The 21,686-nt window shown below is 58.9% G+C and carries 17 protein-coding genes; 9 read left to right on the forward strand and 8 right to left on the reverse strand.

The window, feature by feature from the left end:
- Positions 1–111 precede the first annotated feature (111 nt).
- The gene (locus tag AD928_RS06290; protein ID WP_062143682.1) at positions 112–897 is read left to right on the forward strand and encodes an alpha/beta fold hydrolase; all 786 of its coding nucleotides are present in this window, start codon (positions 112–114) and stop codon (positions 895–897) included.
- Positions 898–909: 12 nt separating this feature from the next.
- Here AD928_RS06290 and AD928_RS06295 read toward each other — a convergent pair whose 3' ends face one another.
- The 4 genes from AD928_RS06295 to AD928_RS06310 form a co-directional block, all read right to left on the reverse strand.
- The gene (locus tag AD928_RS06295) at positions 910–1,155 is read right to left on the reverse strand and encodes a hypothetical protein (protein WP_062249154.1); all 246 of its coding nucleotides are present in this window, start codon (positions 1,153–1,155) and stop codon (positions 910–912) included.
- Positions 1,145–2,665 (reverse strand): PepSY-associated TM helix domain-containing protein, encoded by a 1,521-nt coding sequence (locus AD928_RS06300; protein WP_233419979.1) that lies wholly within the window; start codon positions 2,663–2,665, stop codon positions 1,145–1,147. Before AD928_RS06300 ends, AD928_RS06295 begins: the two co-directional genes overlap by 11 nt.
- Positions 2,666–2,757: 92 nt before the next feature.
- Positions 2,758–4,959: a TonB-dependent siderophore receptor gene (locus tag AD928_RS06305; protein WP_062249157.1), complete on the reverse strand. Its 2,202-nt coding sequence runs from the start codon at positions 4,957–4,959 to the stop codon at positions 2,758–2,760.
- A gap of 147 nt (positions 4,960–5,106) precedes the next feature.
- Positions 5,107–6,765, reverse strand: a complete 1,659-nt coding sequence (locus tag AD928_RS06310) for an NAD(P)/FAD-dependent oxidoreductase (RefSeq protein ID WP_062249160.1) — start codon at positions 6,763–6,765, stop codon at positions 5,107–5,109.
- 103 nt (positions 6,766–6,868) lie between these two features.
- Here AD928_RS06310 and AD928_RS06315 point away from each other — a divergent pair, with 103 nt between their 5' ends.
- The 3 genes from AD928_RS06315 to AD928_RS06325 all read left to right on the forward strand — a co-directional run bounded on the left by AD928_RS06315 (position 6,869) and on the right by AD928_RS06325 (position 10,567).
- Positions 6,869–8,014, forward strand: a complete 1,146-nt coding sequence (locus AD928_RS06315; protein WP_062249161.1) for a cation diffusion facilitator family transporter — start codon at positions 6,869–6,871, stop codon at positions 8,012–8,014.
- 40 nt (positions 8,015–8,054) lie between these two features.
- Complete coding sequence (locus AD928_RS06320) at positions 8,055–8,999, forward strand: cation diffusion facilitator family transporter (protein WP_062249162.1); 945 nt, start codon at positions 8,055–8,057, stop codon at positions 8,997–8,999.
- Positions 9,000–9,184: 185 nt separating this feature from the next.
- Positions 9,185–10,567, forward strand: a complete 1,383-nt coding sequence (locus AD928_RS06325) for a chloride channel protein (protein WP_062249163.1) — start codon at positions 9,185–9,187, stop codon at positions 10,565–10,567.
- Positions 10,568–10,590: 23 nt separating this feature from the next.
- On the opposite strand, the gene AD928_RS06330 is transcribed toward AD928_RS06325, so the two are convergent.
- Both AD928_RS06330 and AD928_RS06335 read right to left on the reverse strand, forming a co-directional pair.
- Positions 10,591–10,800, reverse strand: coding sequence for a hypothetical protein (locus AD928_RS06330; RefSeq protein WP_062249164.1), 210 nt, complete (start codon positions 10,798–10,800; stop codon positions 10,591–10,593).
- A gap of 187 nt (positions 10,801–10,987) precedes the next feature.
- A complete protein-coding gene (locus tag AD928_RS06335) occupies positions 10,988–12,865 on the reverse strand; it encodes a Hint domain-containing protein (RefSeq protein WP_062249165.1) in 1,878 nt (625 codons plus the stop codon).
- Positions 12,866–13,061: 196 nt separating this feature from the next.
- Between AD928_RS06335 and AD928_RS06340 the strand changes: the two genes are divergently transcribed.
- From AD928_RS06340 to AD928_RS06350, 3 genes are all read left to right on the forward strand, one after another.
- Complete coding sequence (locus AD928_RS06340; protein WP_062249166.1) at positions 13,062–14,054, forward strand: CobW family GTP-binding protein; 993 nt, start codon at positions 13,062–13,064, stop codon at positions 14,052–14,054.
- Positions 14,051–15,103, forward strand: a complete 1,053-nt coding sequence (locus AD928_RS06345) for a WD40 repeat domain-containing protein (protein WP_062249167.1) — start codon at positions 14,051–14,053, stop codon at positions 15,101–15,103. The genes AD928_RS06340 and AD928_RS06345 overlap by 4 nt, the downstream gene beginning before the upstream one ends.
- 108 nt (positions 15,104–15,211) lie before the next feature.
- Positions 15,212–16,498 (forward strand): NAD(P)/FAD-dependent oxidoreductase, encoded by a 1,287-nt coding sequence (locus AD928_RS06350; RefSeq protein ID WP_062249168.1) that lies wholly within the window; start codon positions 15,212–15,214, stop codon positions 16,496–16,498.
- Positions 16,499–16,834: 336 nt separating this feature from the next.
- On the opposite strand, the gene AD928_RS14965 is transcribed toward AD928_RS06350, so the two are convergent.
- Both AD928_RS14965 and AD928_RS06355 read right to left on the reverse strand, forming a co-directional pair.
- Positions 16,835–17,011, reverse strand: a complete 177-nt coding sequence (locus AD928_RS14965) for a hypothetical protein (RefSeq protein WP_167347350.1) — start codon at positions 17,009–17,011, stop codon at positions 16,835–16,837.
- 39 nt (positions 17,012–17,050) lie between these two features.
- Entirely contained in the window at positions 17,051–17,533 is a 483-nt protein-coding gene (locus tag AD928_RS06355; RefSeq protein WP_062249169.1) for an Hsp20/alpha crystallin family protein, read from the reverse strand.
- A gap of 561 nt (positions 17,534–18,094) precedes the next feature.
- Here AD928_RS06355 and AD928_RS06365 point away from each other — a divergent pair.
- On the forward strand, positions 18,095–18,982 hold the full coding sequence (locus tag AD928_RS06365; protein ID WP_062143034.1) for a hypothetical protein: 888 nt from the start codon (positions 18,095–18,097) through the stop codon (positions 18,980–18,982).
- 160 nt (positions 18,983–19,142) lie between these two features.
- On the forward strand, positions 19,143–21,671 hold the full coding sequence (locus tag AD928_RS06370) for a TonB-dependent receptor domain-containing protein (protein WP_062249178.1): 2,529 nt from the start codon (positions 19,143–19,145) through the stop codon (positions 21,669–21,671).
- Positions 21,672–21,686: the final 15 nt, after the last annotated feature.

Below are 21,686 nucleotides of genomic sequence, written 5' to 3' on the forward strand. Positions count from 1 at the left end.
GGAAGGTGAAGAAAAAACTGCCCCTGCCCCCTCGCCTTTGGGGGAAAGATAAGCGAAAGTTCCGCCGGACCAGCTCTCCAGAGTCTTGTTTTTGAAAGGATAAAACACGCCGTGCTGCTGAACGTGATTGAACGGGGCCCCGACGTGTCCTCCGAGGCAACGCCTCTTCCCCCTGTTGTTCTGCTGCATGGACTGTTTGGCCGGGCCCGCAATCTGGGTTTTGTGCAGCGCCGGCTGGCCGCCACCCGCCGCACCCTGGCGCTGGACTTACGCAACCACGGGGACAGCCCCCACGGCCCCATGAGCTTCCGGATTATGGCGGATGATGTGCGGGAAACGCTGGAACATCATAACGCCCTGCCCGCCATGCTGCTGGGCCATTCCATGGGCGGCAAGACAGCCATGATGCTGGCCCTGCGCCACCCGGAATGCGTGCATAGCCTGCTGGTGGTGGACATTGCCCCCGGCGAGGGTGGCTTTACCCGCATGGACGTACCGGCCGAACTGGAAACGCTGGACTTCCCCCCGCACTTAGACCGCGCCGGAGCCGACGCCCTGCTGCGCCCGCTGATCCCCAGTGAAGCGATCCGCCAGATGATGGTGCAGAACATGCGGCTGGGCGACAATCCCGGCTGGAGCATTGGCCTTGCGGATATCATGACGGCCCTGCCCACCATTATGAGCTGGCCGGAACTGCCACCGGGCACACAGTATGATGGCCCGACCCTGTTTATCCGGGGTGAGATTTCTCCCTACATCCAGCCAAAGAACTACCCCGCCATGCGCCGCCTGTTCCCGCACTACACGCTGGAAACCATCAGCGGCGCGGGCCATTGGGTGCATGTTGACGCGCCGAAGCGGTTTGCGGAGTTGGTGGAGAAGTTTGCTGAGCGGTAGCAGAACCGGGCATTAAACCCCGTCCCGTGTCTCCACCATCCTTTTCCCAGTCCGCAGCAAAGCCGCCACAATCACAGCAAAGCCCAGCCCTAAAACCCAGAACACAACAGCAAAAGCCGCATTGTCTGCCCGCATAATTTCCAGACACAGGCTGGCGCACAGCAGCAAGATGCCGGTCCATTTTGCGCCTGCAGGGTGCAGGGAGATCAGGAAAACCCCACAAAATTGCAGGGCTGCACAAAGTCCGTCAGAACCCATTCTGATTCGCCTTCATGGACCGAAGTGCCAGAACGCAACAGCCTGCCAGACAAAGTGCGACGAGAGACACAGCACGCTCCACACCATCTGCCCAGGGCGCGCTGAGCAGCACGATACAGCCAGAAACCGCCACACCCAGACCGACAAAAATCCGCCAACCTGTCCGGGCAGGCACTACTACGGCTAACAGCAAAAGCAGAAACCATACCGCAAAGACCACCTGTATCTCCCGCGTAGCCCGGTCAGCCAGCGTGACAGGCAGCAGGCGGTTAGCGAGAAAAAATGCGGCGAAGGCAACAGGCGTGCCCGCCACCATCCCGGCGTTAACGCGGTCAAGCAGGACAAGACGGATGCTATCTCCTCGGCGCAGGCGGCGTCTGATCCATAATCTCAGCCCGCTTCCCGTGACAATAAGAAGCAGAATACCGGACCCAAAATACAACCAGCGGGTGGCAAGTGGTGCAAAATGCGCAACATGCAGCCCGTAAAGTACGGCAAAGGCCGTCACAACAGGACGTTGCTCATGCGTGTCCGCCAGCAGTTTTCCCGTTTTTCCATCAAAGCGGAGGATATGGGTGCCAAAGGCAATCCGGTCATTATTATCCCCCATAATGACGATCGTCGCAGCGCTGTCGGACGGGTTGTAAACATAGACCTGATTCATCCCCTCCGTTTTCAAACGCTCGGCCGCTTCCGCCAGAACCGGACCAATGGGAGCCAGTGTGCTTGCCGTGCCGGTAGGCGTGCGGGCGGACAGGGATGGAGCCAGAGCAGCCTCAAACGCAGAGGCATCCCGGTAATGCGCCAGTCCGGCCCAAGGCATCAGCAGCGTGCCGAGCGTGACCGCACCAGTCAGCGCAATGGTGAGGTGGAACGGGAGCGCTGCAACCCCCGCCAGATTATGCGCGTCCAGCCAGCTGCGCTGTCCTTTTTTGGGTCTGAAGGTAAAGAAATCCAGAAAGATCCGCCTGTGCGCAACAATTCCTGTCAGCAGCACGAACACCAGCGCAAGGGCTGCAATCGCGGCAAGCAGACGCCCCCACGGGTAGGGCAACTGAAGTTCAAAATGGAACCGATAGAAAAAGTCTCCCCCCAACGTATCGCGGATCGTGTCGGGGGAGCCACTCACAGGATCAAGCGCGCGTTGCAGAAATGCGCCGTTCTGATCCCATGCCGCCCAGCTGAACGGCGCGCGCGCTCGTGCCGGGGTGATGTACCATGCAGAGGACTGCGGGGCATGGCGGCTGAGCCAGCCGATGGCGGCCTCGGTCGCCTTGACCGGGTCCACCGGGCGCACTCCCAGTTCCGGGCGTGCCCAGAGGCTGATTTCAGGCCGAAACACGCTGAGCGTGCCGGACAGCGTGATCACATAGATCAGCCATCCGGTAAAAATGCCCGCCATATCGTGCACTTGCGTCATGGCGGCCCGAAAGCCTGTGCGCACGCGAGAAAAGCCGACCATGGCGAGCACTGGCCAGCCGACCAGTGCGACAAAAATGCCGGTCAACACGGCGTTGACCGGCGATAACGGCAGACAATACGCGGTCAAAAAACTCAGAAGCGCCGCACCGGCGTATGCAAGAAAGATGACCGCGGCAGATTTCACCAGGAAAAGCCTATACTACCCTGTGCGTTGCGTCGTTCCCCGTAATAGCAGAATGCCTGACCGTAGGACGCATACGCCATACAGTTGGAAACGAAGTGCTTGTCAAACAGGTTACGGACACTGGCCGAGGCCGTCCACCCATGCAGCGAGGGGGAGAGGTTAGACAGGTCATACCGGATGGAGCCATCAAACAGCGCATAGTTCGGCACCCACACGCTGCCATTATCGCCCTCGCCCCCATAGGCTTTGGCGGTGTAGCGCATGCCACCCCCAAAGCCGAAGCCTTTCATGGGGCCAGACGGCATGGTGTAGAAGGCAAACAGTGAGGCATTCCCTTTACCGGACTGGATCAGCGGTTTGCCGGTTGAATCATCATGCACTTTCTGAACACTGACTGCCGCAGTGACCATCAGCCCTTTGTAAACATCCGCATGCGCTTCAAACTCAAACCCGTCGGAATGCACCTTACCGCTCTGCACGCTGTACGGCAGGCTGCCGACAGAGACGAGAACATTGGTCTGCTCAATATGGAAGCCTGCGGCAGTCAGCAGAACCGGTGTTCCCGGAATCTGATATTTCAGGCCACCTTCAAGCTGTTTCCCGATGGAGGGGTCAGCCTGCCGCATTGTCTTGCCGCCATTGTCTGACACAAGGCCGGACTGCGGCTGGAAGGATGTTGAATAGCTGATGTACGGCGCAAGCCCGAAGTCAAAGTGATACAGGCCGGACGCGCGCCATGTAATCTGGCTGGAGCGCTGCCGCGTATCGGACCCGCTAAAACGCTCGATCTGATGAGAGCGATACCAGTCATTCCGCAGGCTTCCGTTCAGCACCAGTCCGCCCCAGTGGATTTCGTCCTGCCCATAGGCGCCAATCTGGTGAGAGTCCGCTTTATACCGGGCCGCCGCAACCATGTCAGGAAACGACATGTGGTAGTTGGGATGCAGCACGTTCAGGTCCGGCGCATCACCCTCGCTGTAGAGTTCCCCTGCCTGCTGCCACATGTAGTCGTAGCCAAACATCAATGTATGCCGCAGGGGGCCGGTGTTCACATGCCCTTTAAACTGGCTGTCAAATGCCAGATTGTGCACGTGTTCATTGGTGCCATAAGCATAACGCGGCACCGTATCCGGGCTGCTGTAATAGCCGGCATCATAGGTGCTTCTCTGATCTACCTTGATATCGTCGTAACGCCCGCGGGAGTTGAAGCTCCAGTCGTTATTGAAGCGATGCGAGAAGATATAGGTAAAGGAGCCGTGTTTGCGGTTGAATTTCTCAACGCCGACGTCCCCATCATAGAAGTTACGTGGCAGATAGCCGAAGGACGCGCGCCTGAGGGAGCCTTCCAGCGGCACACCGCCATAGGTCCCGCTTTCCGGGTCATACTGGTAATTGCCCAGAATTGTCAGCGTGGTCGGGCCATCGCCCCCAAAGCTGAAAGACGGGCTGATGGAAAAACGCCGGCTGCCCGTTTTGGACAACTGCGTGTGCTGGCCGTTCACTGTTCCATACAGACGATAGCGCACCGAGCCGTTGTCAGTCGCGTAGCCACCAACATCGGCATCCACACGGTACAGGTCAAACATGCCGCCCGTTGTGGTGACATCACCATAAGAGCGCTGCGCAGTTGGCAGTTTGCTGGAAAGTGCTGCAAGACCGCCGGGGCTGGACTGGCCATAGAGCGCAGAGGCCGGGCCTTTCAGCATTTCAACCCGGTCAAGCCGGAACGTATCGGTCTGCCCCACCGCATAGCCTGTCGGGCTGTCCTGCATCTTCAGGCCGTCAAGGAACGTGGGAACACTAAAACCACGGAGAAGGAACTGGTCATACCGCGTGCCAATGCCGCCACGCAGATCCGGCGTGATGCCTGCCGTATAGCGCACCGCCTGATTGAGACTCAGCACGCCGCGCACATTCATCTCATTGCGGGTGATGACGGAAACAGACTGGGCCGTTTCAATCAGCGGCGTATCGCTTTTGGTGGCGGACGATGCAGATGTGGAAAGCCGACGCCCCTGCACGTTGATAGCCTCGGCAGCCGCAGCATGCGCTGCCGACTTCGCCGCAGGCTTTTGCGAGGATGTTTTGACGGAGGACGACTTTCCTGCCGCATCCTTTTTTTCAGGTTCAGCGGCCAGAAGAGGCTGGCTGGCGCAGGTCACCCCCAACACGACGAAAAGACAGGCAGTACGAGACACGGCGTTCTTTCTCCCACAAAGTAGGAGCCGCTTACATGAAGATGCGAATTATTTGCAATATACCATTTGGCAATAATATGGCAGGCCAGCCCTGCATCACTGATTTGGGGGCCGCTAAAAAGCGGTGCCCTCGCCCCCTGCCTGCCGTTAAAGCCCCAGCCCGTCTACTGTTTTTCCGGAAATATCCATCGCCACGGCTTCCGCAATACGGATGCCATCAATTCCGGCTGAGAGAATGCCGCCCGCATACCCTGCCCCCTCGCCCGCAGGATACAGGCCGGGGGTGCTGAGGGACTGACCATCCGCGCCGCGCGGGATGCGCAGCGGGGAGGAGGTGCGGGTTTCAACACCCGTCATAACCGCATCTTCCATCGCAAAGCCTTTCAACTTGCGGTCAAACAACGGCAGCGCTTCCCGCAGAGCGGCGACGGCGAAGTCCGGCAAACAGGTGGACAGATCCGCAGGCGTCACGCCCGGCTTGTAGGACGGCACCACCGCGCCGAGTGTGGTGGACGGACGACCCGCCAGAAAATCCCCCACGCGCTGGGCAGGGGCTTTGTAAGACCGGCCACCGGCTTCAAACGCCTTGCGTTCCCAGTGGCGCTGGAACGCCATGCCCGCCAGCGGATCATCCGGGTAATCTTCACCGGGGCGCAGATCCACCACCATGCCGGAATTGGCGTTGCGTTCCGCGCGGGAATACTGGCTCATGCCGTTGGTGACCACCTGCCCTTCTTCGGATGTCGCGGCGACCACGGTGCCCCCGGGGCACATGCAGAAGGAATACACCCCGCGCCCGTTGCTGGCATGATGCACCAGCCGGTATTCCGCCGCCCCCAGCAGCGGATTGCCCGCGCTGGTGCCAAACTGCGCCGTATCAATCACGGATTGCGGATGCTCAATCCGCACACCAATGGAAAACGGCTTGGCCTGCATCTGCACGCCTGCCTGTTGCAACATGGTAAAGGTGTCCCGCGCGCTGTGGCCGACGGCCATCACCACATGGTCTGCGGCAATCACCTCGCCCTCTGCCGTGCGCACGCCTTTAATACGGCCCGTGCCTTCATCCTGCACCAGACCGTCCACACGGGTTCCAAAGCGATATTCACCGCCTGCCGCTTCAATTTCGGCGCGGATATGCTCCACCATGGAAACGAGCCGGAACGTGCCGATATGCGGGTGCGCCAGATACAGGATTTCTTCCGGGGCACCGGCCTTCACAAATTCTTCCAGCACCCGGCGGCCCAGAAAACGCGGGTCACGCACCTGACTATAGAGCTTGCCGTCCGAGAACGTCCCGGCCCCGCCCTCGCCAAACTGCACGTTGCTCTCCGGCGTCAGCACCCCCTGCCGCCACAGCGCGAACGTATCCACCGTGCGTTCCCGCACCACCTTGCCGCGTTCCAGAATCAACGGACGCAGGCCCATCTGCGCCAGCGTGAGGGCGGCCATAAAACCGCACGGCCCGGCCCCGATTACGATGGGACGCAGATAGCCCGGCTTGCTGGCCAGTGCTGCACCATCCGTCACCGGTGGACGCCAGGCCATCTCGGGTGCGATATTCACATGCGGGTCTTTGGGGTGTTCGGCCCGGTAGCGCGCCAGCACGGCGGCCTCATCCTTCACGGCGCAATCCACCGTGTAGACCAGCATGATCGCGCTGCGCCGCCGTGCATCATGCCCCCGCCGGAACACGGTAAAATGCTCCAGCGCATCCGGCGCAATCGCAAGGCGCGCCCGGATGGCCTCCTCCAGCGCTTCGGGGGGATGGTCCAGCGGAAGCCGCAGTTCGGTCAGTCTGAGCATGGCGCGACCTTTATCACATGTGATAGACAGTTAAGGGGCTTCCCTATGCCGGACAGCGTTCTGACGCAACGGGCACGCCTCCGCCAACCCGCAAGGACCCGACATGTCTCAGCCGCCGTCCGCCTCCTCCGGCCCGCACACGGACCATTCCGCCTGCACGACGCATGACCACACGCATGCGCAGGATGACGCCCACGGTGAGGCTGGTCAGAAGTCGGCGGCCCCGTCCTGCGGGCATACCCATACGCACGACGCTCACGCTTCCGCAGACCATGCGCATGATGACCATGACCATGACCACGATCATGACGGGCACGACCATCACCACCACGGGTTCGGGCACGCACATGTTCATACCCCGGCCTCGTTCGGATGGTCCTTTGCCATCGGGATTGTGCTGAACGTTGTCTATCTGGGAGCAGAGGCCTTGTGGGGCATTCTGTCCAACTCGCTCTCCCTGCTGGCGGATGCCGGGCACAACCTCTCCGATGTTCTGGCACTGGCGGCGGCATGGCTGGCGCAGCATCTGTCCGCCAAATCCCCCTCCGCCCGTTTTACCTATGGGCTGCGACGCTCTTCCATTCTGGCGGCCCTCGCTAATGCCGTCATCCTCATGCTGGTGACGGGCGGGGTCGCATGGGAGTCCATCGAGCGGCTGTTCCACCCGGCCCCGGTGGCCGGCAAGACCATGATGATTGTGGCGGCCATCGGCATTCTGGTGAATGGCGGCACGGCCCTGCTGTTTGCCTCCGGCCAGAAAAACGACATCAATATTCGTGGGGCCTTCCTGCATATGGCGTCGGACGCCGTGACCTCTCTGGCCGTGGTGATTGCGGGCGGGCTGGTACTGCTGACCGGCCTGACATGGATCGACCCCGCCATCAGTCTTGCCATTTCCGTTGTGGTGGTGCTGGCCACATGGTCGCTGCTGCGGGATTCACTGGATATGGCGCTGGATGGCGTCCCCCGCTCCGTGGACCGGGACAGTGTGGAGACTTTCCTGCGCACCCAGCCCGGCGTTGCGGACCTGCATGACCTGCACATCTGGCCCATGAGCACGACGGAAACCGCGCTTACGGTGCATCTGGTCCGTGAGGCCAGCCTGCCTGCCGGCCAGACAGAGACCCTGCTGCTGCAAAACACGGTGGCAACCCTGCGCACCCGCTTTGGCATCGTGCACCCCACCGTGCAGATTGAAAGTGCGGACTATCATCCGTCCTGCCATCTGGTGGACCCACACACGGTTTAAGCGGCTGCGTTTTTGGTCAAGGTCTGGTATCGCTCTGCCCATGCAGCTCCCTCTCCCCCAAAGTAACAAAAGCATCGCCCTGTGCAGTCTGGCCGTTAGTCTGGTTGCACTGGGGCTGAAATACGCCGCCTACGCCACCAGTGGCAGCGTGGCGCTGTATTCCGATGCGGTGGAGACCATCATCAATGTGGTCTCAGCCTTAGGGGGGCTGTGGGCGCTAAGCGTTGCGGAACGTCCGGCAGACCACAACCACACATACGGACACTATAAAGCGGAATATCTCTCCGCTGTGGCCGAGGGCACACTGGTGCTGGTCACCGCCTTTGTCATCGGGCGCGAGGCCGTGGAAGGTTTTCTGCACCCGCACCCTACCGGCGCGCCTTATGTGGGTATTCTGCTCAACGCGACCGCCACAGTGGTCAATCTGGTGTGGGGGCTGACCCTTGTGCATGCGGGGCGCAGCCGTCGCTCCCCCGCCCTGCAGGCAGGCGGGCAGCATGTGCTGTCTGATGTCTGGACGGGCGTGGGGCTGGTGGTCGGCATGTTGCTGATCCCGCTAACGGGGTGGATCTGGCTGGATGCCGTGCTGGCCGGGCTGATTGCCATCAACGTGCTGCGCGTGGGCTGGGAGATGATGCGGGAGTCCATCGCAGGCCTGATGGACGAGGCCCCCGCCCCGGAAACGCTGGATGATATCCGCGACATTATCGCCACCAACGGACGCGGCGCGATTGAAGCCCATGACATCCGCACCCGCATTGTGGGCGCCATCACGTTTCTGGAATTCCATCTGGTTGTGCCCGGCAGCATGACGGTGGAGGAAGCCCACCAGATCTGTGACCGGATTGAATCCGGTCTGCGCACCAAAATGGGGGATACGCTGGTGCATATCCATGTCGAGCCGGACAACATGGCCAAGCATGAAGGCATTGTGTTCTGGCCTCGCCCTGCAACCGAGTCCGCCGCGCCGGGAAAATCTGTTTAACGCGTTTTCAGTTTTACGATAGGTTTTGCCCGCCAGATCCGCGTTCAGCGTCCCGTTTTGCGCATATTACTCGGGGCTGACATGCATTTTATTAATACAGAGCGCGCATAAAACCAGACAATGCTTTCCTCGTTGTAAAGACGTGTTAGAACGCCTTACGTCTTCTCAGCCAATCAGGATTATCCATGTCTGCCAGCGTGCCCGTCACGTCCGCTCAGCTTCGCCATTTACGGGACCAGGCGAAGGCCGGCACGGTTAACTGGCGGCGGAAGCTGATCTATTGGTCCGGTGCCGTCATGGTGGGCGTGGTCGCCGTCACCTTCGCCTTTCTGGCAGATAAGGCGGCGGGGCTCCGCAACCAGATTATCGCCCTCAGCCCCTGGCTGATGCTGATTGTCACCCCCGGCGGGCTGGCCCTGTCCACATGGCTGACGCGCACATGGTTCCGGGGCGCGCAGGGCAGCGGCATTCCGCAGGCCATTGCCTGCATGCATCTGAATGATTTCCGCATTATTGACAGGGTTCTGGCGCTAAAAATCGCGCTGGCCAAAATTTTCCTCACCTGCCTCGGGCTGCTCTCGGGCGGCTCTATCGGGCGAGAAGGCCCCACAGTGCAGGTCGGTGCGTCCATCATGCACACCGTCGGGCGCTTTATGGGGGTGCATGACCCCATCAAACAGCGTGCGCTGATCAAAGCCGGGGGCGCAGCCGGGGTGGCCGCTGCGTTCAACACGCCGCTGGCGGGCATTGTCTTCGGCATTGAAGAACTGGCTCATTCCTACGAACAGCGCACCAGCGGCACCATGCTGACCTGTGTGGTGATTGCCGGTGTCACGGCCATCGCCATGGTGGGGAACTATACCTATTTCGGTCATACCAGTTCCGTAGTGCCGGTGGGTGTCAGCTGGCTGGCGGTGCTGGCCTGCGGTGTGCTGGGCGGGCTGAGCGGTGGCTCCTTTTCTGCCCTGCTTATTCGTATCTCCCGCGGCGTTCCCGGTCGCATGGGCCTGTTCATTGCCCGGCATCCCATTTCATTCTCCGCACTCTGCGGACTGGTTCTGGCCATTATCGGCCTGCTGTCCGGCGGCATGACCTACGGCACGGGCTATGTGCAGGCGCGCGATATCATCATGGGGTCCGGGGATTATCCGGCCTCTTTCTTCGTACTAAAATTTCTGGCCACCATCGTGTCCTACTGTTCCGGCATTCCGGGCGGCCTGTTTGCCCCGTCCCTGTCCGTCGGGGCCGGCATGGGCGGCTGGGTGGCGCAGTATCTGCCGCATACCTCGCCGGGGGCTGTGGTGCTGCTGGGCACGGTGGCCTATTTTGCCGCGGTGACACAGGCTCCGCTGACCGCGACCGTCATTGTTATGGAAATGTGTGACAACCAGCAGATCACCCTTGCCCTGCTGGCCAGCGCCTTTCTGGCGTTTGGTGTCTCCCGCGCCCTGTGCAGCCACGCCCTGTATGGCGCGCTGGCCGTCCGCTTCCTGCGCACGGCAGACCCACAGCCCAATTCGTCCTCCTCACCCACCCCGGCGACCGACACCATGGGGCGCACCCAGTAAACAGCCGTGAATAACCCGCCTGTTTACTGGACCAGCAGGAAGCGCCCGGCCACGACGGAGGTGGCAATCAGCCCCACCAGCATTTCCTGCGCCATCAGGGAGAGGTGCGTCACCCCCAGACCGTGCAGAAGCTGCAGGACGGCAAAAAAGAGGACGCCAATGCAGGTCCCCATTTTCAGGGCAGTATAAGTACTCAGCTTCAGAGTCTTTTTACGGGGCCAGACGCTACGCATGGTTCGTCCTTTCAGTCCTCTCTGGGGCAGGTGTGTCTTCCAGGTACAAAAGATAGGCTATCAAAAATAATTGCAATAACGCAACAAAATGATGTGCAGAATGTTGTCTCTCCAGATGCCTCAATCAGCCGTCTGCGGTCCGGCATATCTGCACCGAACCGCATAACGCGCTTTGAACAAGGCGACGTCAGGACACCGCGCGGGGAAGTGCCGCAGACTGCGCGTTGACCCGATACGGCCCACCGGCCAGCACCTCAATAGAGAGCAGTCCCAGCGCACCCGGCTGCCGCGCACCCAGAGCCAGAGCGGCATGGCCATTGGTCCAGCGTGCTGCCTGCCCGGCTTCCGCCGCGTGCCAGCCCGAACCCGCCAGTGTGCCCACCGCAGGTTCCAGCGCACGAGCTTCCGCCGCGCCCTCCTGCACCATCATACGCCCGACCAGAACGCCCAGCATGCGGCGGTCATCTACAAACGGGCCGATCGTATCCACCGGACGACTGGCGCGGGATACCAGACGCACGGCCCGCACATGCGGCGGCACCATAAAGACCACGCATCCGTTATGCGTCCGCGCCTTGCGCAGCACAGCACCATCTTCTGTTACAAGATGCAGGTCCGGATCAGTCGTCAGCGTTGCGGCATCTGGAAGCAATTCCGCCTCATCCCGCTCCACGCCGGACACCTCACTTTGCGCCGTCCGCAGCGTTTCCGCCCGCTGGGCCAGACGCCGATGCAACGGCTCTACAGCCTCGCGCGCCGTCATCAGCGGGGCCGCAGCATCCTCCGCCCAGCAGCGCGCCAGCCCGGGAATTCGCACCACAGTGCCCGCCTGCCGGAAAGCCCGACGATTACCCGTATCCAGATAGCTTTCCGTCAGCGTACCATCCGCCATAATCACCGCATGCTGTGCAGTTTCCACATGATAGTACGTGTAGGTGCAGATAGTCTGGTCATAAGCAATGGTCTCGCCATTCACCAGCATACGCGCAGGCACAAACTGCCCATCCAGATACAGGCAATGTTCCGGGGTTATCAGAAGATCCTTGCTGGGCACGCCCTCCGCCAGAGCGTCCTGCCGCACGCGCACCGGCCAGCCGGCTTCATCCAGCGGCAGACCGGGCCGCACCTCTGCCCGTCGGGACCCGACCCATACCACCGGCTGCGCAACAGGCTTGCCGTTCTCAAACGCCAGCAGGCTATCGCCAATCTGCACCTCTTCAATCGCCACATCGCCATCCGGCGTGCGCAGCAGGGTTCCGGACAGGAAGCAGACGGAGCCCACGGCTTCAATGCTCAGGGATGTACCATCGCTCGATACTGTCAGCGGGCCAATGCCGCTGGAAGAATAGTTACCGGTCGCAAAATTTTGCCCGGAGACGGTCACATCTGCAATTTTCTTATTATTGGCATCAAAGACTGTAATGACCTGAGAGCCGGAGGAGTTTGCAATCGAATAGGTTGCTGGCGCAGCAGCAAGGTTTTCAAAAGAAATAAAGTCTTTGGCGGTATCAAACCCCTTGATGGTAGTGGAAGACAGGTCCAGCAAAGCCCCACCCGCATTGGCAATAAAATTGCCACCACCAGTGCCAAAATTGATGGTGGAGCCTGTCAAAAGTCCGATCAACCCGCCACCATTGCTGAATGTTCCGCCATTGGTCAGGTTGATGGTGGAACCAGAGAGCGCCCCCAGCACCACATTGCTGCCCAGCGTGGCCGTGCCGCCATCCACATTCACCGTCACGCCGCTCAGGGCGGAGATATCTGTATTAATAGTCGCCGTGCCGCCTACATACACTGTCACGCCACTCAGCGCAGAAAGCACCGTGTTGACCGACCCTGTCACCCCCGGCGGAACAACGTATGTGCCGCCACCAAGCCCCAGAATGGAAATAATGGAGAGCGCACCTCCATCTTTTGTCAGAACCTGCCCGGTTCCGACATTCCCGAGGTTGGTAACATTTCCGTCCGGATCCGTAATTTTGACGGCATAGGACGTGACAATCCCCAGAAAGGTATTGGGAACAACTGAATAGACAACGCCCGAATCATTCACATAGTCGGTCATATCTTAATCTTTCTTTAAGAAAAAATCTTTTGAACCGACTCTGTTATTTAAATTATATCCCTTAAATACTTATTAATTTATTTAAATACTAATATAAAAAAAGGCTCAGCCTTATTCCCCCGCGCTCTCTGGCCCTCCACGCTCTGCCTCCCTATATGAAGAGGCACGAATGTAATCTTAACGGAGGCCTGTCTTCATGTCTGATGCGTCCCTTTCTTCCGAGCCTGCGGAAACGCTGGTACCCGTCACGGTGCTGACGGGCTTTCTGGGTGCCGGAAAAACCACGCTGCTCAACCACATCCTGACAGCAGAACATGGCCGCAAATATGCTGTGGTCATTAACGAATTCGGTGAGCTTGGCGTTGATAACGATCTGGTTGTCGATGCGGATGAAGAAGTGTTCGAAATGAACAACGGCTGCATCTGCTGCACCGTGCGCGGAGATCTGATCCGTATTCTCGGCAGCCTGATGAAACGCCGGAACAAGTTCGACGGCATTATTATTGAAACCACCGGCCTGGCAGACCCCGCCCCGGTCGCGCAGACCTTTTTTGCGGATGAAGACGTTCGCGCCAAAACCCGGCTGGACGCCGTGGTGACGGTGGTGGATGCGCTGAACATCCTGCAAACGCTGAAGGAAAGCCCGGAAGCCCACCAGCAGATTGCTTTTGCTGATGTCATCATCCTCAACAAGACCGATCTTGTGGATGACGCTCAGCTCAAGGAAGTGGAAGACGCCATCCGCAAGATCAACGCCTTCGCGCCCGTGCATAAAGCCCAGAAAGGCAATGTGAAGCTGACGGATGTGATGGATGTCGGCGGGTTTGACCTCCAGCGCACGCTCTCCACCATGCCGGACTTTCTGGAAAACACGCACCACCATCATGAGGAAGGCGTGAACAGCGTCTCCCTTACGATCAAAACGCCGCTGGATGCAGGCCGCTTCCAGATGTGGATCGGCGCGCTGCTGCAGGAAAAGGGGGCCGATATCCTCCGCACCAAAGGCATCCTGAATTTTGAAGGCCAGCCCGACCGCTTTGCGTTTCAGGCCGTGCACATGATGGCGGATGGCAATGACATTGGTCCGTGGAAAGACGGGGAGGAACGGGAATCCCGTCTTGTCTTTATTGGTCGCAACCTCAACCGGCCCCAGCTTCGGCGCGGGTTTGAAAGCTGCGCTGTCGCATGAGCATTCCTACCGAACTCCGCGGCCTGATTGAAAAGCGCGGGGCATCCCGCACGGTTGAAGGCCACATCACCGCTTGCGCCGCCTCCCGCGATAACATGCGCTTTGCCTTTACCACGGCGGAAGGGGACGTGATTGTCGCCCACCGGGCCGATCTGGCGGAACCTGCCAGTTGGGCCACCTACGCCGTGCATGATGGCGCTGCCCTTGCGCTGGCCCCGGATACAGACCCCGGCGGCTTTCTGACCGGTGGTGATGATGGCCGCCTGTGCCGTCTGGACATGCACGGGGAAATTGAGGAACTGGGCAAGACCCGTCGCTGGGTGGAGCATGTCGTAAGCCATGTGGATGCCAAGGCCGCCTACATTGCCAGCGCCTCCGGCAAGCAGGTCGAACTGCGCGATGGCCGCGGTGAGACCGTGCTGAAAACGCTGGAGCACCCCTCCTCCGTGACCGGCATTGTGTTTGATACCAAGGGCAAGCGGATTGCGGCCTCCCATTATAACGGGGCCTCCGTGTGGTATACGCAGCCTAAAAGTGAGAGCGTACGCTCGCTTGAATGGAAGGGCAGCCATACCGGTATTGCAATCCATCCGGCTGGCGAGGCTCTGATCACCTCCATGCAGGATAATGACCTGCACGGCTGGCGACTGTCCGACGGACACAATATCCGCATGAGCGGCTACCCCACCAAAGTGAAGTCCATGTCCTTCTCCCGCACGGGAAAATGGCTGGCCACCAGTGGCGCAGATGTTGTGGTGCTGTGGCCGTTCTTTGGTGGCGGCCCGATGGGCAAACCCCCTGCGGAACTGCCGGGAATGGGCGGTGCGCTCTGCACCCGCGTGGCGTACAACCCCGAGCAGGAAATTCTGGCGGCTGGATTTGCGGATGGGTCTGTCATTATGATCGAACCGGAATCGCAACGGGTTCTGCCGGTCTGCCTGAACGGGGGGAGTGCCATCAGCGCGCTGTCCTATAGTTCGGACGGATGCCTGCTGGGATTTGGCACGGAAGAGGGGCTGATCGGCCTTGTGGATCTGTCCGCAGGCTAAGCGGGCATCCGCCTGCGTAAGAGACAATTGCGTGACCTCAAGAGGCAGTGTGTTGCGCAGTTCTGTTCCGCCGCCGATACTTGCGGAACACGAAAGGATAGTGACGTTATGAGTGATCGGTTTCGGTTGGTTATTGTAGGGGGCGGCATTGCCGGCCTGGCACTCGCCACACGGTTGGGAAACAGCATGGGCCGCTCTGGCAAGCTGGATATCACCCTGGTGGATAAAGGGTTCAGCCATGTCTGGAAGCCTATGCTCCACTGCTTTGCCGCTGGCACCGCGCGCAATGAGAATGACCGCATTACCTTTGTCTCCCACGCCGCCGGGCATGGCTTCCGCTTCTGCTATGGGGAAATTTCCCATCTGGACCGTGCCGCCCGCAGGCTGATCCTCGCCCCGCTGACAGAGCAGGATGAGGATGAAGTCATTCTGGAAGAGCGGCATGTGGACTATGACGCCCTGATTTTTGCCATTGGCAGCCGCGCCAACGATTTTGGCACACCGGGTGTCAAAGACCACTGCATTTTTCTGGATAATGTGGTGGAAGCCAACAACTTTAATGAACGCTTCCGCCATGCCGTCCTGCAGGCCTATGGGCGCGGCACACCGCTGGATATCGCCATTGTCGGCGGTGGGGCGACCGGCGTGCAGCTGGCTGCTGAGTTGCACAAGGCGCTGGATATCGGCTCCCTGTACAACTTTACGCCCACCACACCGGAAATGCGCATTACCCTGCTGGAAGCCGGGCCGCGTATTCTGCCGTCCTTCCCGGAAAAAGTGTCCGAGGAAGCCCGCCAGCAGCTGGAAGCCCTCAAGATTTCCGTCCGCACTGGCGCTATGGTCAGCGGCGTGGATGAAAAAGGCTTTATCCTCAAGGACGGCTCCCGCGTAGATGCGCAGTTCCGCGTCTGGGCAGCTGGTGTGAAAGCCCCGGACGTTACGCGGGAAATGGACGGTCTGGAATGTGGCCGTGGCGGCCAGCTGGTGGTCAAACCCAACCTGCAAACCACACTGGATGACCGGATTTTTGCAGTCGGCGACTGTTCCTTTATTGCGGAAAGCCCCCTGCCCCCCACGGCGCAGGTTGCACGGCAGGAAGCGCACCATCTGGCAAAATATCTGCCGCAATGGATTTTGAACCAGACGCCGGTCCCGCCCTTCAAGTTCAACAACAAAGGCGCGATTGTCGCCCTCGGCAATTACAATGGCTGGGGCGCGTTTGCGGATGGCAAGACGTTTGGCGGTGGCGCACTGCATGGCCTGAGCGCCCGGTTGGGGCACACCGCTCTGTATCGCCAGCATCAGTTTGAACTCTACGGCGTCCCTCGCGGTGCGATTGCCTGCCTGACCGACTGGCTGGACCGCTTTGTCCGCCCGTCTGTCCGAATGGACTGAGGTTTTCCGCTCATACAGCGGCATGCCCTCTGTGTGAGCAACGCACCCGCTACGCTCCGGCGCACGGTGTCTCTCATAGCAACGCCCCCTGCGGTCCGTCACCACAGGGGGCGTTTGTGTTTTCAGGCCTCTCTGGCACAAACCCCGCTGGCTGGCGGCTTATGACCAGATGATCCCGTTCCGGCTCCCGCTTCCGGGCCGCCCTCTCTCTGGGCCAACAGGGCCGGGCCTGCCTTACGCAGCGCCCAAACCGTGTCCCCATCCCCTCCGGCCTGCGGCACCTGAAGGGGTCTGAAAATGCCTAATCAGGACCTCCGAGCAGGCAAACCAGAGACCTTACAGATAGCGGGCAGTGCCGTTATTCAGCTGGTCAATAAAGGAGTCACAGGTCATTTCCACGACTTCCCCTTTGGTGTTTTTCAGGCGCACCTTGCAGTCACCATCATTCATCGTGCCCAGCATTTCATAACGGGTGCCGGCAATTTCAACGCTCTTGTTTGTTTTAGCGGTCATGGTCTTTCCTTTCTGGAAAGCTAAATTTTCAAAACAGTCTCAGCCTGCATTAATAGCAATATGCCGTTCCGCAGGTTTGCTTTCCGCCTTTTTGGGCAGTGTCACGCTCAGCACACCATTTTTGAGAGACGCGCTGATTTTTTCGACATCCACATCATCCGGCAGCGTAAAGGCTTCCTCAAACGCAGCAAACTGACGGCCCGCCAGATGCTGTTTGACCGGGCCTTCCACTTCCGGTTTCTTCTTTTCACCGCGAATGCTCAGCACGCCATTGGCCGTGCTCAGTTTAATATCGCTCTCGGCACAGCCCGGCACTTCCGTCGCCACAACATAGCCCGCAGCATTTTCCGTAATATCCGTGGCCCCCAGACGATGGGCAGGCGCACCGCTTTCCGGCACCTTGTAATCTTCAAAAAGGCGGCTCATCTGCCGTTCCAGAGCTGTCAGCGGGTCCGCTACACGAACATTGCCAACCGGAACACGCACAACAGGGGCACGACCGTTTGTTGTATAAATGGTCATCCGAACATCCTCCTTTTTCGCGCAGCGACCCCACAGGTCCCTCTGCGCTTTCCGGAAGTAGTGTCTCCAGCTTTGCGCCTCCGGCCCTTGATCTAAATCAAATTCCCGCCCCTTGATGTCGCGCAACGGCAATGCGCTCACCTCATGCGGAGCAGCCCTGCGTCTCCTGAAAACCTTTTATCATTTCACACCCTATTGAAACTCGCCTCTACGATTTCTCAATAGATACCGCAGCCCTCTGGCCTCAGCGCTTTCTTCCGGAGGCTGGCGGTATGCCTTGCTGCTGCCGGAGCCGCTTTTCAAGGCAGGCTGCGCACAGGCACCCCGTCGCAGCATCCGCAGGCAGAGGGACATCATGGGGTTTTTGCATACACCAGCACCGGGCGTCTGCCGTGCAGGGGAACTCCGTTCCGCACTCTTCGCATCTCATGCGCAGCCTTGCCTCCCGTCCCGCGTTATCCTGTTTGCAAGACACCATAACGCGCCGCCACACGCTGCACAGCTGCTCTTTTGCCGCTATGCTGCCCGTCAGGATCGCGCCACGCCGAAAGGGCCAGAGGAATGAAGCAGATTACCATACGGCTACTGGCCTTCAGCTTGCTTAGCCTGCCAGCCACCACGGCAGGTGCCGCTCCGGCTCCCCTTGCACCTCCCGCTGCGCCGTCCCCCATACCTGCGCAAACCGCATCGTCCTCCCCCTTGGCCACAAGCGCCAGCACAGCAACCCACCCAACCGAGCGCACCCCGGACACAGCCGCTTCTCCTACACAAATGCCACAGCCCACGACGGACAATTACCGCTTCTCCGGCACCCTTGGCCCGTATCCTATCGGGGCGACGCTCTCCGTTCGGCCCGATCAGACAGTGGCAAACGCGCATTATTTCTATGTAAAAAATCTGGTCGATATTCCCCTGTCTGCTCAGAACTCAGGAGAGCAGATGACGCTGAGCGAACCCGGTGGTGGCCGCTTCAGCCTGCATTTTGAAACAAGTGATAAAGACGCTCATGCCCCGCTCACCTTCCAGACCTCCACAGCACTGGCCGGAACCTGGACCAACGGCACAAAAACCTATCCCGTAAAACTGGATCTTGCCTCCATAGATCACCTCGCCCCCAACGCCCTGTATGAGGACGTCACAGACGCTCCCCCTGCGGTTTTCGAGGCTATGGTGCAGCGCTTCCTGCGCAGCGTGCTGAGCGGCAACAAGGCAGAAACGGCAAAGCTGGTCTCATGGCCCTTGAGGGTGAATGCAGAACACGCCTTCACCCTTAAAACGCCCGCAGCGCTCTCCACATCATGGTCGCGGGTTTTCACGCCCTGTGTCCTCAACAGCCTGCGGGGCGCTATTCCGCATGAGATGTTTGTCCATAACGGGCAGGCCATGATTGCCAATGGCACGGTCTGGTTCGACGCTCATGGGGCGCGTGCGATAAACAGCTGCCCTTAACCCAGGGTTATCAGACCCCCTCATTATCGATTATTGACAATATTAGTTCCGGGTCAGCAACATGTTCTCACAGGATCATGCGCAAAATCGGTGCTCCAGAGACAACCGGCCCACTGCGCACTGATCAGAACAGAGACAGACCACGGAGCAGGGATTGACGATGGGCAAGCGTAACAAGGTTGTAAAAGAACGATATAGCAAGTCACTTTTGCTCTTTGGTACTGCTCTGGCAGGTCTGCTTTTTGATACAACTGCTGGCGCAGCCGCGCCGTCCGCCGCTGGCACGAGCCCCAAAAAGCGCTCATCGCACACGGTTGCTGCCCATACACCGCCTGCTTCTGTTTCTGCACGCAAAGACCATACGGCACCGCGCAAAAAACGCAGTACAGGCCCTCTGGTCAGCAAAGATAGTGAGGAAGTCAACGTCAGCACGCACCGTGTTGCCAGTCATGGCGCAGAGGTCACCGTGAGCCGTAAGGTCATGGACCGGTTTGTTGCGGGCACCAACCCGATGCAGATCCTTGCCCAGACCACGCCGGGGGCCAACTTTACCTCCACAGATGCCTTTGGCCTTGATACCTACGCAAACACGTTTTACCTGCGCGGCTTTACGCAAATGCAGATTGGCGCAACCCTTGATGGCATGCCCTTAGGCACACAGGGTTTTATTAACGATAATGGTGTCTCCATCACACAGGCCATGATTCAGGATGACATTGGCGGCATGTCGATGTCTCAGGGCGCTGGCGCGCTGGACTCCTTCTCCGCCCAGAACCTTGGCGGGGCCATGACCTATACCTCGTCTGACCCTAAGGATAAGGCTGGCGGCAAGGTCAGTCAGACATTTGGCAGCTTCAATGCCTTCCGCACCTATGGTCGCGTTGATAGTGGCATCCTGAATTCCACCGGCACAAAATTCTATGCATCCTTTGCCCGCACCAAATCAGATTTGTGGAAAGGCCAAGGGTATCAGAGCGAATTGCAGGCCAATGCAAAAGTCGTGCAGCCTCTTGGGGACCGTGGCAAGATTACCGCCTTTTTTGGCTACGGTAATTTTACACAGGGCAATTACCTGTCCATGACCAAAAACATGTGGGAAAAGATGGGGCGTGATTCAACCTATCTCAAGCCCGATTACGAAAAAGCAAAACAGTGGGCCTATTATGCTCAGTATACGTCTGATGTGCCTCCGGGTTACGCAGGCGTCCTCTCCAATGATGAAATTGGCGACTACGCGTGGGATGCCGCCCAGTTGCAGAGAAGCTACCTCTCCTCTGTCAACATGCACTACGACCTGTTTAAAAATGTGAAGTCTGACACGGTCGCTTACGGTAACGTCAACAGTGCAATCTATGGGGGCACAAACAACTTTGTCACCTCGCCAAGCTATGGCACACCAAGCCTGAACGCGGATGGCAGTGTCTCAGGCGTCCCCATGGCGCTCGGCATGTCGCATGCGGCCATGCGCCGTCTGGGCTTTACGCAAAAATTCACCATTGAAGCCCCGCACCACAATAAAATTGAAACCGGCATCTGGTATGAAAACAACCAGTGGATTTATAATCAGAGACTTTATGAAGATGGCCTGAACTCCGCCCATAACTGGCTGTCTGACTTCAAGAGTGGCACGGGTCACACCTGGTTTGAGAACACCTTCAACACCAACACGTTCCAGTTCTTCCTGCAGGACCGCTGGACCATTACCCCTGGCATGACCTTTCTTGCTGGCTTTAAATCCCTGACCCAGACCACACACGGCGGCACAAAAGCCGACTATACCGATCAGCTGGCGGCGGAAGGCTGGAATACATATTACCGGCACCCTGTTAACGGGTCACTCACGGCCTCTGCTGCGTTCCTGCCGCACTTCAATTTTGATTACCATTTCCTCAGCCATCATGAATTCTACTGGGATATTGCAGAAAATATGCGGGCCTATGACTATTTTGCCCAAACAGGCGGGGACAACGCCTGGGGTGGGCTGGGCAATGCCAGCCGCCCCGCGCAGGTTGTGTTTGATGAAAGCAAGAAGGTCCTGCGTCCGGAGCGCACATGGAACTACGTTGTGGGCTACCGCTATGACTCCCGCTTTTTCTCAGCCTCTGCTGATTTCTACCATACGGACTATTACAACCGCCTTGCCTCAATCAGTGAAGGCAGCGCCAATAACACGAACAATGCCTATCTGAACGTGGGCCGGGAAACTATGAATGGGGCCGACGTTCTGGCCACCATTCGCCCCATAGAAGGGCTTGAAATTACCAACAGCTTCAGCTGGAACAATGCCGAATATCAAAGCCGCTCCATTAATTACAGCGGACAGAATTACAACATTCGTGGCAAGCATCAGGTTTACTACCCAAAGTTCATGTATAAAGCCAACCTGAACTACACCTACAAACGGGCCATGTTTAACTTCAACGTCAACTATATCGGCTCCCGCCCGATGACGTATATGAATGATCAGAGCATTCCGGCCTACTGGCTCGCCAATATGAATTTTGCCTATAATTTTGGAAAAATTGGCTTTGCCCAGAACATGAAAGCGACTTTCGGCATCACCAACCTGTTTGATAAAAATTATATTGGCGGCGTTTACGGGTCCGCTGCCGTCACCGGGGATGATAACGCCAATCTGTTTGTTGCGTCTCCGCGCCAGTTCTTTGGTACCGTATCGGCAGAATTCTAAGGTTCATCACCCGGC

This window comes from Acetobacter cerevisiae, assembly GCF_001580535.1.
In the GTDB taxonomy this organism is placed as follows: domain Bacteria; phylum Pseudomonadota; class Alphaproteobacteria; order Acetobacterales; family Acetobacteraceae; genus Acetobacter; species Acetobacter cerevisiae.

Excerpts from the sequence above, each read along its gene's own strand:
- AD928_RS06295 (WP_062249154.1), bottom strand. The coding sequence starts at position 1,155 with ATGGGTTCTGACGGACTTTGTGCAGCCCTGCAATTTTGTGGGGTTTTC.
- AD928_RS06310 (WP_062249160.1), bottom strand. The coding sequence starts at position 6,765 with ATGCTCAGACTGACCGAACTGCGGCTTCCGCTGGACCATCCCCCCGAA.
- AD928_RS06315 (WP_062249161.1), top strand. The coding sequence starts at position 6,869 with ATGTCTCAGCCGCCGTCCGCCTCCTCCGGCCCGCACACGGACCATTCC.
- AD928_RS06320 (WP_062249162.1), top strand. The coding sequence starts at position 8,055 with ATGCAGCTCCCTCTCCCCCAAAGTAACAAAAGCATCGCCCTGTGCAGT.
- AD928_RS06325 (WP_062249163.1), top strand. The coding sequence starts at position 9,185 with ATGTCTGCCAGCGTGCCCGTCACGTCCGCTCAGCTTCGCCATTTACGG.
- AD928_RS06330 (WP_062249164.1), bottom strand. The coding sequence starts at position 10,800 with ATGCGTAGCGTCTGGCCCCGTAAAAAGACTCTGAAGCTGAGTACTTAT.
- AD928_RS06335 (WP_062249165.1), bottom strand. The coding sequence starts at position 12,865 with ATGACCGACTATGTGAATGATTCGGGCGTTGTCTATTCAGTTGTTCCC.
- AD928_RS06340 (WP_062249166.1), top strand. The coding sequence starts at position 13,062 with ATGTCTGATGCGTCCCTTTCTTCCGAGCCTGCGGAAACGCTGGTACCC.
- AD928_RS06345 (WP_062249167.1), top strand. The coding sequence starts at position 14,051 with ATGAGCATTCCTACCGAACTCCGCGGCCTGATTGAAAAGCGCGGGGCA.
- AD928_RS06350 (WP_062249168.1), top strand. The coding sequence starts at position 15,212 with ATGAGTGATCGGTTTCGGTTGGTTATTGTAGGGGGCGGCATTGCCGGC.
- AD928_RS14965 (WP_167347350.1), bottom strand. The coding sequence starts at position 17,011 with ATGACCGCTAAAACAAACAAGAGCGTTGAAATTGCCGGCACCCGTTAT.
- AD928_RS06355 (WP_062249169.1), bottom strand. The coding sequence starts at position 17,533 with ATGACCATTTATACAACAAACGGTCGTGCCCCTGTTGTGCGTGTTCCG.
- AD928_RS06365 (WP_062143034.1), top strand. The coding sequence starts at position 18,095 with ATGAAGCAGATTACCATACGGCTACTGGCCTTCAGCTTGCTTAGCCTG.
- AD928_RS06370 (WP_062249178.1), top strand. The coding sequence starts at position 19,143 with ATGGGCAAGCGTAACAAGGTTGTAAAAGAACGATATAGCAAGTCACTT.